Annotated in this window: 15 protein-coding genes; 2 read left to right on the top strand and 13 right to left on the bottom strand. The window is 58.4% G+C overall.

Features of this window, described 5'->3' with window-relative positions; genetic code table 11:
* Nucleotides 1–12: 12 nt before the first annotated feature.
* On the bottom strand, nucleotides 13–258 hold the full coding sequence (locus BUC26_RS00685) for a hypothetical protein (RefSeq protein ID WP_073372905.1): 246 nt from the start codon (nucleotides 256–258) through the stop codon (nucleotides 13–15).
* Nucleotides 259–310: 52 nt separating this feature from the next.
* Between BUC26_RS00685 and BUC26_RS00690 the strand changes: the two genes are divergently transcribed.
* Both BUC26_RS00690 and BUC26_RS00695 read left to right on the top strand, forming a co-directional pair.
* Nucleotides 311–565, top strand: a complete 255-nt coding sequence (locus BUC26_RS00690) for a type II toxin-antitoxin system RelE family toxin (RefSeq protein ID WP_073372906.1) — start codon at nucleotides 311–313, stop codon at nucleotides 563–565.
* Nucleotides 546–884 carry a helix-turn-helix domain-containing protein gene (locus tag BUC26_RS00695; RefSeq protein WP_073372907.1) on the top strand — a complete coding sequence of 113 codons (339 nt, stop codon included), beginning with the start codon at nucleotides 546–548 and terminating at the stop codon, nucleotides 882–884. Before BUC26_RS00690 ends, BUC26_RS00695 begins: the two co-directional genes overlap by 20 nt.
* Nucleotides 885–1,190: 306 nt before the next feature.
* Here BUC26_RS00695 and BUC26_RS00700 read toward each other — a convergent pair whose 3' ends face one another.
* From BUC26_RS00700 to BUC26_RS00755, 12 genes are all read right to left on the bottom strand, one after another.
* Complete coding sequence (locus tag BUC26_RS00700) at nucleotides 1,191–1,955, bottom strand: DNA adenine methylase (protein WP_073372908.1); 765 nt, start codon at nucleotides 1,953–1,955, stop codon at nucleotides 1,191–1,193.
* A 153-nt stretch (nucleotides 1,956–2,108) separates the two neighbouring features.
* Nucleotides 2,109–2,465: a D-Ala-D-Ala carboxypeptidase family metallohydrolase gene (locus BUC26_RS00705; protein ID WP_073372909.1), complete on the bottom strand. Its 357-nt coding sequence runs from the start codon at nucleotides 2,463–2,465 to the stop codon at nucleotides 2,109–2,111.
* A gap of 28 nt (nucleotides 2,466–2,493) precedes the next feature.
* Nucleotides 2,494–2,970, bottom strand: a complete 477-nt coding sequence (locus BUC26_RS00710) for a hypothetical protein (protein WP_073372910.1) — start codon at nucleotides 2,968–2,970, stop codon at nucleotides 2,494–2,496.
* A gap of 4 nt (nucleotides 2,971–2,974) precedes the next feature.
* Nucleotides 2,975–3,250, bottom strand: coding sequence for a hypothetical protein (locus tag BUC26_RS00715; protein ID WP_073372911.1), 276 nt, complete (start codon nucleotides 3,248–3,250; stop codon nucleotides 2,975–2,977).
* A 13-nt stretch (nucleotides 3,251–3,263) separates the two neighbouring features.
* Complete coding sequence (locus tag BUC26_RS00720) at nucleotides 3,264–3,947, bottom strand: hypothetical protein (protein WP_143165868.1); 684 nt, start codon at nucleotides 3,945–3,947, stop codon at nucleotides 3,264–3,266.
* Nucleotides 3,944–4,372 (bottom strand): hypothetical protein, encoded by a 429-nt coding sequence (locus BUC26_RS00725; protein WP_073372913.1) that lies wholly within the window; start codon nucleotides 4,370–4,372, stop codon nucleotides 3,944–3,946. The genes BUC26_RS00720 and BUC26_RS00725 overlap by 4 nt, the downstream gene beginning before the upstream one ends.
* A gap of 1 nt (nucleotide 4,373) precedes the next feature.
* Nucleotides 4,374–4,607: a hypothetical protein gene (locus tag BUC26_RS00730; protein ID WP_073372914.1), complete on the bottom strand. Its 234-nt coding sequence runs from the start codon at nucleotides 4,605–4,607 to the stop codon at nucleotides 4,374–4,376.
* Nucleotides 4,597–6,411, bottom strand: coding sequence for a hypothetical protein (locus BUC26_RS00735; protein WP_073372915.1), 1,815 nt, complete (start codon nucleotides 6,409–6,411; stop codon nucleotides 4,597–4,599). The genes BUC26_RS00730 and BUC26_RS00735 overlap by 11 nt, the downstream gene beginning before the upstream one ends.
* Nucleotides 6,408–6,710: a hypothetical protein gene (locus BUC26_RS00740; RefSeq protein ID WP_073372916.1), complete on the bottom strand. Its 303-nt coding sequence runs from the start codon at nucleotides 6,708–6,710 to the stop codon at nucleotides 6,408–6,410. Before BUC26_RS00740 ends, BUC26_RS00735 begins: the two co-directional genes overlap by 4 nt.
* A gap of 5 nt (nucleotides 6,711–6,715) precedes the next feature.
* Nucleotides 6,716–7,642: a hypothetical protein gene (locus BUC26_RS00745; RefSeq protein WP_073372917.1), complete on the bottom strand. Its 927-nt coding sequence runs from the start codon at nucleotides 7,640–7,642 to the stop codon at nucleotides 6,716–6,718.
* A gap of 201 nt (nucleotides 7,643–7,843) precedes the next feature.
* The gene (locus tag BUC26_RS00750; protein ID WP_143165869.1) at nucleotides 7,844–9,556 is read right to left on the bottom strand and encodes a hypothetical protein; all 1,713 of its coding nucleotides are present in this window, start codon (nucleotides 9,554–9,556) and stop codon (nucleotides 7,844–7,846) included.
* Between the two features lie 13 nt (nucleotides 9,557–9,569).
* On the bottom strand, nucleotides 9,570–11,576 hold the full coding sequence (locus BUC26_RS00755; RefSeq protein ID WP_073372919.1) for a hypothetical protein: 2,007 nt from the start codon (nucleotides 11,574–11,576) through the stop codon (nucleotides 9,570–9,572).

Genomic DNA, 11,576 nt, shown 5'->3' on the forward strand with positions numbered 1-11,576 from the left:
CCGGCAACCCGGTCACTCCCTAAAGCTCGAGTTTGCTGCAAGGCAAAAATTTCGAACCACCAAAAACCGGTTAACCGTGCCAGCGGTTCCTCGGAAATCAGGCTGACCATGGGCGGCATTCATTGCACCCGCTGCGGGCGCATCTGCATACGCACCGCAGGTGTCCGCCAATCTTTTGTGATTGCCGTCTCCGCCGGATTCCGTCCACGCCATATCCGGCCTAATCCACCATTTGGCCGCCAGCAAAAGATTTTCCATAGCCCTATCCTTTCACTTGTGAATACTTATATTATAAGTTAAAAATATAAGCATGAAGCAGATCGAATGGAAAAATAAAGCCCTCCGGCAACTTCAAAAAATCAACAAAAAACAAGACCTTACCGATATCTATGAAGCTGTCGGCAAACTGGCTCTATTTCCCGATTACGACGACATTAAATTTATCGTGAATTCGGATAGCCTCTACCGTTTACGAGTGAAAAAATGGAGAGTGATTTTCTCCAGCCGGCTTGAAATCATCACTATAGAAGAGGCTAAAAGGCGAAATGAGCGCACATACAGATAAGGTTCAGATCATCAAACAGAACGGCGTCCCGGCCTTTGCCGTCATCCCCTATGCGGACTACCTGGTCCTAACCGGTCAGGGCGGCGCCGGCGAAGCGACAATTCCTCACGAAGTTGTCGGTTTGGCCATCAAGAACGGCTGGAATCTGGTGAAAGCCTGGCGTAAGTACTTGAGCATCAGCCAGAAGGAGCTTGCCGCTAGGGCCGGAGTGAGCCAGCCCGCCCTCTCACAGATGGAGAACAGCGACAACCCGCGCAGCGCCACTCTTGAAAAACTGGCCGAAGCGCTGGGAGTGAGCGTTTATCAACTGACGGATTGAAGCGGAATTCGGCAAAAAGTGATGGCGCTTTTCTCCCGACAAGCTTCGAGATCCTTAACCGACGTTTTTCCGACACTTACCCGACGCCTTGTCGGTTTTTGGTGAACTTTTGGGTGAACTTTCTGGTGAATTTTAAGTGAGCTTTTCGGTGCTGTAGCGCGGCACGTGATCTCAGAATTTTTAGCAAATAATCTAAGAAATTTCTTTTTCGAGGTTGGCAACTCAAAGCGGGAGTTTTTGCCACCACAGCCAGCTCCATCTCAGCCGGTCTTGCACCTCACTCTCCACCCGTTTAAAAACTCGTTTTTAGCCGTTTGAGATCAGCAATTCGGTGCGAGTTTTGCTCCTTCCAGCCGTCGACCTGGTGAGCGAATATTTCAGTTTCACCTCGTCGATCTGAAACTGCCCGAACAGCTCACGAATTTCAGGTGTGTCGTTGAACGACATCAGGAACCTCCCCTTGATGCCGACAAGCAGCTCAGCCAGGTCCTTGAAGTCCTGTTCCTCAAAATTATGGTTGTAGCCGGGTAGATCCCAATACGGCGGGTCCAGGTAAAACAGAGTATGCGGCCGATCGTATCGTTTGATCAGATCCCGAAAATCCATACACTCGATATTGACGTTCGCCAACCGTTGCCAGGCCTGCTCCAGGGAAGTCTGCAAGGTCAGCAGGTTCAGTCGCGGTTTGCCGGTCGTCGCCGTGCCATACGTCCGCCCGGTGATATGCCCACCGAAGGCCATCTTTTGCAGATAGAGATAGCGCGCTGCCCGCTGGATGTCGGTCAACGTGTCGGGGTTGACCTGCGTTTCTCGATTGAACTCGGTCCGGGCCACCAGCGAGAATTTGAACTGCCGATATAATTCTTCCGGGTGATGTTTCACCGCCCTGTACAGGGTGATCAACTCCTTGTCCAGATCGTTGAGCACCTCAGCCGGTGACGGCTCCTTGCTGAAAAAGACCGAAGCCCCGCCGGCGAACACCTCCACATAGCAGGTGTGCTCCGGGAATCGGTCGATGATTTGTTTTGCCAGCCTGGTTTTGCCTCCGAAGTACGGTATTAAGGCTCCCATAAATAACCTTTCAATTTGCAGGGAGACCTGCTAGAAATTGTCCCGTGCCACCACGCACCAGGACTATGGCAGGTGAACCCTGTGGACCGCCGTTCGTGTTTGCGCACGCTCGGCCGGTTCGGGGATGTTCTAGCATCCCCCTGTCCTGACCTCCTATCGCTTGTCGCGGTATTTGCCTTCTCTCGTGTCGATGTGGACGAACGCACCGTACTCGATCAGCCCGAGCCGATCGGGGAAGTTGGTGTCAATCAGGTGGAAGATCTCAGCCGGCTGATACTCATCGACAACGATATCCGCAGCCCGGCCAGTCAAATGTTTTGATCGTTTCGCACCTTTGACACGGATGTTGTACTTCTCGCACCGGCAGCCGGAGCTGATCCGGACCGGCTTGCCTGTTTCCCACCGCAACCACTGCAGCACGGTGAGCAATTCGGCGTCAACGGTATCAAAGCCGCAACCGCAACGGCAGGTGAATTCTTGCCGGTTAAAATGCGTACTCAATCTGGTCATCGTCTCACCTATATAAAATAGAACGCTGTCACGCCGCCCGGCGCAGCGGTTCAACGCCGACCCGCGCCAGCTTCTCCAGTACGATCGGGTCTTCCAGCGGATCTTCGTAGGTGCCGAACTGCCACTTATCGTCCCAGAAATATTTTGCTCCGATGGTATCCACCGCGTTGAAGTAGGTCACCGCCCGGTAGGCCCGCAGCTGTTTGAGCGGAAACCTGGACCGGGCATTGATGATGGCCAGGTTGTTGTGCAGGAACATCGAATTGCCTTGATGAAATCCCGCCCAGGTGGCCTCGACCACCCGCCAGCTGATATCGTGGACAAAGCAGGCCGGCGACAGAGGCAGCCCATAGCAGTTTTCCGGCACCAGCGCATCGCCGAGACCGCCGCCGGCCCCGCAAAAGGACGGAAACCGGTCCAGCGGCAGCTGGTGTGGCCACCACTGGACCAGGAAAACCGGCATAACCAGCTCAATCCCTTCAACGTTGAGCGCCTTGGTTTCCATCAGCTCACTCGCGAAGGGCCGATCGGATCTGTTCGATCTGGATGGCCATCTCCGCTTTCATCTTCTGGATCTTCAGGATCGTCCGTTTGATGCCAAACGCCACCGCCAACACCAGCGGCCCGACGGAAGTTACGTAATCCTGCATCTTGACCACCAGTACCTCGCCATGGGCTTTGACATCGGCCGCCGAGATCCCTTTATGTTCGAGATACATCATGCCCAGTGCAATCAAGGCAAACAGCCAGAATTCGCCGGACAGAAAGGATGTCTTTAACTGCATCTTCCCCTCCTTGTCAGAACAGACTTGAATCGCTCTTCGACGGCGAGTCGGTGCGCGTCTCGGTGCGCGTCCAGTTGTAATCGTAGGTATACGGGCGTGAGGCATCGACGCTGCCGTTGGTGCCCTCACCGGAGACGGTCAGATCGAGCTTCTGGTAGTCGCCCCAATAGGTCTGCTGGTTCGAGCCGTCCCCATAGTCGAATATCGAATCGTAGATGACGATGCCATCCCGGTTCTCAATGTTCGGCGAACCACTGCGCTTTCCGAGGTCGCCGTCGATCGCCTGGTAGGCTTGCAAACCGAGGGAGAGCCAGCCAGTCAGGTTGTTGTTGAAGACATCGGCCATGATGCGCGGAGTCGGCATCAACGAAACTTTTTCGACAAGCATGGCGGTGATGATGCCGCCCATTACCTTTTCGGTGTCGGTCTTGTATTCGTTGCTTTTATGCAGTCCGATCAAGGCGTCAGCCTGGTGCTGGACGGCGTCGTAATGGGCAACCAGGTTCTCCGACTCGAAAAAGCTGCCTTCCTTGATCATTCCGGTAACCCGGTCCGGCTGGTCCTTGTCGTCATAGAGATACGTCACCTTGCCGCCGCAGCCGACGAGGACAAAGGCCACTATCAGAAGCAACAGCACCATCAGAACACCACGGAACCTTGTCTCGAGAAGCATCTTCCAATTCATCCAGTTCATCATTCACCTCCCGGCGCGTCCACGCGCCTCATGATCAAATCAAACACAGCCGAACCGCTGATCCGCACCTCATCGCCCGCCGGCAGCGGGAACTGCGGGCAGAGCGGATAAGCACGACTGTACGGCCCGTTGTGGCCACCACCGAAAAAGGCCGCCATGAAATACGTATCGCAGTGCAACGCATCGGGGTCCGGCAGCTCAACCACAAACGAGCGCTGCGTCGGACCGATATCGTCGAGCACTGTTAACCGTTCATCACCGCGCCGCCGATACAGCGCGAACCCGTCCGGCGGCGCTTCCGGATCGGCCGTATACATGAACGTCACCTCATAGCTCGCCGCCTGCGCATTGACGGCCACCAACAGCACACCGGTCAAGACAAACAGCACGGCGACCGCTGCGATAGCCAGACGTAAGGTCTTTTCCATCTCACACCTCAATTTCATAATGAGTCAGGTTCGGGGCCGCCTCGATGATGGTATTGTCCCGCACGTACGCTTTGCTGCCCGCCGCCACGCCGGTCCCGAACACCCGCATGGCGCCGCCGCCCGCCGTGGTCACCATGCTCGTGCCGGTCGCGGGCTCGACCGATGCGACGGTGACGATGATCAGCGGACTGTCCGGCAACAGCCGCTTGAATTTCGCCCACAGGTTAGTTGCCACGATAGCGCTCCACGTCGATGGTCTGCCGGACCTTGAGCCCGTTTTTGCCCCAATTGGCGGTGACCGAGACCGCCGTCACCAGGCCCTTCCAGGAAATCACTCCGTCATCCACCTGGATCAGCGTGCCGGGCAGCAGTACGCCGGGCAGCAGCGGCGGGGCGAACACCGGCAGCTCAAGGCGGTACTTCTGCCACCGCCCGGAGGCAGCCAGCACGGCAATACCGCGCTGGCGGGCTGCTTCAACCGCCGTGATCAACGGATCGGTGACCATCGGAGCGATCAGGTCGCCGGCGCTGCCCTGACGGATCACCCGCGCCGAGATTGAGCCGGAGAGAAACACCGCATTGAAGAACGGCCGCTCATCCCACTCGCTGTCGAGCTTGTCGATCATCTCGGCGGGAATGACGATCGCCGCCGTCGCCGTCGGCCAGTCCCAGGGCGGCGTCTGGTAGCGCGGCTGGATCAGCAGTACCTGATCGCTCATGTGGCTTTGCACCATGGCCCCGGCCGCATCGGCAATACTCTTGATCACCGCCAGCGGCGTCTGGTCTCGGTAGCTGAGCGCCCCAGCCGGCACCAACCAGTCGGTGGCGTCCATGTCGATGCTCCAGCCGGTGCCCTGCAGCTCTTGCTCCATCAGCTGCACGGCGGTACGCTGCTGATTCTCGGTATAGGTCCTGATCTCGGCCGCCGGTGCGCCGAGCTGAGCCGACACCGAACGCCCCTCGATCGATCGACTTTTCCCGGTAAAGGCCCGGCTGGCAGTGGTCCGATCCACCTGCAGTCGCCAGGTGTGACCGTTGATCTCGGCATCCACCGCAATCGGGCCGGCCACGGTCGGCTCCAGCAGCGCCAGATGCGCATCGCTGCCGATGGCGGCGCGCAGGCTCCAGCACACCGAATCCCAATCGGTGGAGAGCGTCAGGCTGGTGGTGTCGATGGGCGCGCCGTCGGCCACCCTGGTCAGATAAGCGGTATGGATCATGACATAGACCTTTGCCGCCAGCGCCCAGGGCGCTGTCTTGGGCGGTCGATAAAAATAGGCGTCGCGCCAGCCGGACGGCTCTCGCCAGACGCAGCGCCGGTCATACGTGTATTGGTCGAAATAGAGATCGATATGGTCCCGATCGCCAACCTGGGTGATGGACAGGTGGATGTCGTGTCTGATCTGGTCGCCGTCCGGAGGCTCATAATGCCGCCAGCAGATCTCGTAATAGAATTTCGGCCCCCAGGTCGTCCGGTGATCGATATCCTTGACGGGCAGTCTGCCGATCCACGGGGCGCCCTTGATGATGTCGTTGATCGTATCGTCTTCCCAGGCCAACCGGTAGCGCCGGTCCATGGGCGGCGGGTAGGCGTAATAAATCGGTTTGACACGATCGGGACGGTGATCAGTGTCATCCCATAGCTGCCTCGCGCCGTGATCTTTGCGCACCACCCGTCGCCAGCCGTAACGCCCTTCATAGTTGAGCGTGCGCTGGGCTTTCCGCCAGCTTGATCCGGCTGTGCAGTCCTTGCCGCCAATCCGCTCCCAGACGCTATCCAGGCGCCGTTCTTTGGCCGGCAGGTCGCGGTAGATCGGAGAGAATGACCTGGCGACAAAACGCCGTCGCTGCCAGCCGGCTCCCAAGAGCCGGTTAAGCCGCGCCATCTCGTCCCACGGAATAGCCGTGTCGGGCGACAGAGTGCGCGGCTCAGGCTCTTCCGGAGCGCCGCCCAGCACAATCTCGTCTCCCAGCGGCGGCATCCATAGGCCGCTGAGGGCAAGCAGTATCGAATCGCCGGCGACAGGCTCATAGGTCATGACTCAACAGTTGCCACCTGGGTGATATAATCGGCCACTTCGGCGTTGTAGTAGCCGGTGGTGTCAAAAGCGACGACAAGCAAGGTGCGCTCAGGAAATTCATTCAAGTTTGTGATGTCCCACTTACCGGTTTCTGCGTCGCTGATTGTGCTGCCAGCATAATCAAGATTCCTTCTGTCAAAAGCAACTATAGTCCGTCTTGCCGGCAGTCCATCGACGGTCACCGTGCCAGCCAGTTTATGCCGGTGAGCTATTGGTGAACGCTCTCCTATCTGCAACATCATTGGAATTATTGACATGTCTGTTACTCTTCAAACTCAAAGGCGAAATTTATCTGGTTGTAAGTGGTGCGAAAAGAGAAAGGAAAGAGCATGTAAGACTTTTGTCCGTCTTGAATGACCTGCTGCCATGAAAGCGATTCAGGATGATGACAAGGGATATATACGCCTTCAACGCGCCCTCTGAGCTTTTCATAGGTAGGGCTGGCATCAAAAAACCACACTGGACAAAGCAATAAATTGCCATTGTATGGCACTGCGTTCTTTTGCAATTCGTGCCATTTCAAATTTATTGGACCCGCTATCACCGAGTAAATGAGCTGAGGCGTATTGGCCTCAAGTGAATAATTCCTGGGCGTCTGCGCATTGGAATAATTGTAATTTGTGGGCAAAAGACCGTAGGTGTATGCTGAATAAGGATATGACGTGCAAGAAAACGCCGGGAACGGCTCTGCCCTGTAGGAGGCGAAGTCGCCAAACGAATAAATCCTAAAATCGGTTGACAAAGACATATTCGGAATTACGTCAATCCCTGCTGCGGGGAGAATAAAAAGGTGTAGCATTTTGTTGTTTGCGAAAAGATGCCACTGCCTCGAATCGGCGTTACTAAAATTGCTTTTGTTTTGGTAGGTGGATGCTCCGGCTTCGTAAAATAAGCCTGATCCATTGTCTATATCGGTCATTATCTCATAGCCTTTCGCGATATAACTTTTGGCATCTGGCGTGGCCTCATCTATGCGCAGAAACGCCCCCGTCCCGTCAACAGGATCATTCCTAAACACAGCTATGTCTTCGGTGGCGTTGATGAACTCAAGGGTCCACCCTTGGACTGGCGCTACATCGCCATATCCGTCGATCAGGCACGCCCTAAGCAGACTTATCAGCGCCCCCCTGGTGCCACTAAGAACCGGAGCATTGCCGTCGGTGCATTGAAATTTTTTGAAGACAGCCATTATTCAGCATCTCCTCTATTTGTATGGTGAATTGATCGCTCGGCTCCTTGGCCGGTCCTTGCAGGGTGGTGCGGGCGACCCATAACGGGGGATTGGCCCCGTCGGTGTTAAACCTGAGCACGTTGCCGGTCGCCCAGCCGGCGCCAAAGCCGCGCTAGTCGATGAAGAAAAACGGTTGGTTGGTCGCCGGGTTGATCGGGATCATTCGGCATCTCCTCTGATCTGCAGGGTAAACTGATCACTCGGCTCCTCGGCCGGTCCTTGCAGGGTGGTGCGGGCGACCCATAACGGGGGATTGGCCCCGTCGGTGTTAAACCTGAGCACGTTGCCGGTCGCCCAGCCGGCGCCAAAGCCGCGATAGTCGATGAAGAAAAACGGTTGGTTGGTCGCCGGGTTGATCGGGTTGCAGTCGTTGGTGATGTAGCCTTCGCCGACCACGCCGTACTTCTCGCCAATGACCTGGAAGTGATCTTCGGCATCGAACACCAGCGCCCAGCGCTCTTTCACCGCGCCGGCGTTGGTCACCGCAATCGGGTAGTTGATCTCGTTATAGTTGGCGCTCGTGGCGTCGCCGATCAGATCGTCGGACCAAACGCCGCTCCAGGTCTTCTGGTCGAACAGGTTAAAAGCCCGCGCCTGGAGATCTCCGAACAGCAATGCTGAGCTGACATAGGTGCCGGCCACCGGATAGCTGTTTTGCAGACCGGAGGCCACGGTCAGCTGCCCGTTGATCTGCACCCCGGAGACGAGCGCCATATCCTCGATCCGGTGCGAGCAAATGATGGGATAGGTGAACCCGGACAGATCGAGTGGATCGGCCATGGTCAGCAGCTGCGCGTCCTTGTCGAAACTGTATGCTGTGGACGGCACCCGCAGCGGCGGGCTGCTCGAGTCGTACAGCTCGACGCTGGCGACACCGGACCTGCTCAGGATGATCTCCTGGCCGGCGGAAAGCGGGTTGGGCAGCTCGTCGTTCTGCGTGTTGTGCACGACAATCACATCGCCGGCTTTGACGATCGGTACCCGGCCGTCGGACGGCAGCCGAACCGGGTCGACGCCGATCAAATCGGCATCGAGCGGGATATATGAATAGGCAACGCAGGTGTAGCTGATGGAATCGGCGAACACCTCCACCGGCTTGAAGACATAGCCGTCCTCGTCAATATCGTCCGGGTGGTACCATGGCTCCTCGATATAACTGCCGTCATCAAACACGTTGACGCCAAAATCCAGACAGACCACTCCGGTTTCATAATCAACGGCGCCGCGCACAAAGTCGCCGACGATGGTGCCGGAGAACCCGGCGGTGGCGCTCACCGTCTCGCCGTCAATGGTGGCCCCGATCAGACTGACCGATCCGGGCCGCAGCGGCGCACCCGGCGTGCGGAAGGTGACGCTGTTGACCAACTGGTTGCCGAGCCGCCCGGTCAGCGACTGCACTTCAATAGTGTTGTCGCCGCCGTCAAGCACATCCAGCGTGATCAGCCCGGTGGAATAATCCATCTGGCCGGCCAGAGCGCCCAAACCGGTGGCCGGGTCCGGGTTGCGGTAGAGTTTGCCGAGCCGGTCGATGTAGCGGTCGCCGGCCCACTCGAACAACACCGATCCGGGCTGGATGGTGTAGCCGACATCGTTTTGCAGCAGCTTGAGCTGGTACGATTGGGCGGCGATCAGCTCGTTTGCCGTTTCCTGGGCGGACGCGGCGAGCGCATAGGACGCCGCGATGTTGCCCGTTATCGAGCCGGCCAACTCACGAGAGAGCGATCCTTGTTGATACCTGGTGACGGTCGTTGCCGTCCGCTGCACGGTCGGTTGGGCCGTCGTGGCGTTGGCATAACTCCGATACGCCGTGGCGGCGTTGCGCGAAGCACCCCAACTCGCTGCTGTCGTTGTCCTGAAAGATCCTCTGCCCATGCGGTTTGCCTCGTTACGCTGACGGGATAGTGGTGCTGTAGCTTGTCTCGGTGTACGGCCGTGACCAGCTTTCGCTCACCTGCAGGGTCAGGTTGAGACTGCCGTTGCCGGTGACGTAATCGATCGTCCCGGTGACTGCCGCCACCGTCGTACTACCCGGCCATCGGGGATGGCTGGCCGATACCTTCTCCGACCACTCCGGAGCGGAGAGGTTGCCACTGCCGTCGTCAACCACCGTCACCAGTTGGGCCAGGCCGGCGATGGCCAAATTGAAGGTCAGTCTGAGCGAGCCGGGTTTGATCGGCGCCGACGGTAGGGTGAATGGCACGGTGCCGGAGCCGCCGGCAAGGCTTGCATCCACAAAGGGATACTTCTCATAATCGATCTCGTACGAGCCTCCGGAAACGATCAGCTGGGTCGGCCGAAACACCAGCTCACCGGTGGCGTAGTTGATATGCCCGGCCGCATCGCCGGTGATGACGCCGCTGCCGTTATCGGCGGCGGTAGCGGTCGTATCCACACCGACCGGCCAGGAGATGGACACACTGCCCGGCTCGATCGGAGCGTTGGCCAGCTGGTGCACGACCTCCGGGACGTCAATGGTAACAACGCCGCTCAGATCCACCGTTTCGATGGGATTGGCCCAATTGAAAATGATCGGCGTCTCCGCGTCGGGCAGCGCCCCGCAGGTGAGAATGATCGAGCCGGTGGCGTAGTTGACCGTGCCGCTGCCGGTACCGATAATGTCGGGGACCAACTGGCCGGTACCGTTGTCCCGGACCCGATACCATTTGCCCTGGGCCATGAAATCGACCCACACCGAGCCGGGGATCGGCAGCGGATCAAGGATGGCCGTATAGTTATAGCCGGGCTGCACGCCGGTGAGCCGCTCGGTGGTGGTCGGCACCCGCAACACCTCAACACCGACGACGGCGATCATGGTCAGGGTGACGGTTGTCGAGCCGGCTAGCTCCCTGAACGTGACGGTCCCGGTCGAGTAATCGACCAATCCCCGCTGATCCTCGCCTTCGTAGAGCACCCCGTCGCCGTCGTCGGCGAAACTTCTGCCGTTGCTTGTCTGGATGGTCAATGAGCCGGGTTTGATGCCGGCGCCGAAGTACGCCTGCGCATCGGTCTGCAGGGTGAAACCCGAAGCGGTGATGGTCTGCGGCTGCCCGCTGCCGATCACCGGACCGGCCTCGCCGACCGACAGGTCGACCATCGGCGACTCGCCCTGGGCGGACGGCACCAGGTGGGCATAGATCGAATCGACCAGCAGCGAGATCGCGCCCTGGCTGATCTCCTGGGTGGGCAGCATCACCCCGTAATACTTGGCGGCATCCGACACCATGGTGGTATAGACGGTGGTCGCCAGGGCGTCGTTGCGGCTCACCTCGACGCCTTTGAAGGTGTAACGCAGCGGGTCGCCGATCTCCAGCTTGAGCACTTCGCGGTTAAAGCTCAGCGCCTGGGTGTATTCGGAGGTGGAGAACTCGCCGGTGGTCAGCTCCACTTTGGTGATCCGGACGAACTGCGACTGCTCGCCTGCCAGTCCCTTGTCGTTGAACAGCACCAAGACGTCGCCGACACCGGGCGAGCCGGAGCCCTTGATCTGGAACAGCAGCAGCTGCCGCGCGCCCGCCGGCTGATCGCCCCATAGCCAGCCCGGATAGCGCGGACCGATGGTCACATAGGATTCAAGGCGGTCGCGGGCCGCCGTGCGCTCGTCATGCGGGTCGCCGGTGGTGAACAGACAGACCGATACCTTCGGGTCCGCCGCCGGTTTGGACAAAATGACATGGGCGCCGGAGTAGACTTCGGTATCCGGTGTGTTGACGTGCACGAATCCCTTACGCAGGCTGACCCGGCCATAGACCCGGTCGAGGCGGGAGATATCGGGAAAGAGATTGTTGACGTTGCCGTCGACGATCTCAATGCCGGTCATCCGGCCGCCGCCGTCGTCGTTGTCGGTGAGGCGCTGGGAGGCCATCAATTTGACGTCTTCGGTTACAATCGGCAT

Source organism: Desulfofustis glycolicus DSM 9705 (genome assembly GCF_900130015.1).
In the GTDB taxonomy this organism is placed as follows: Bacteria; Desulfobacterota; Desulfobulbia; order Desulfobulbales; family Desulfocapsaceae; genus Desulfofustis; species Desulfofustis glycolicus.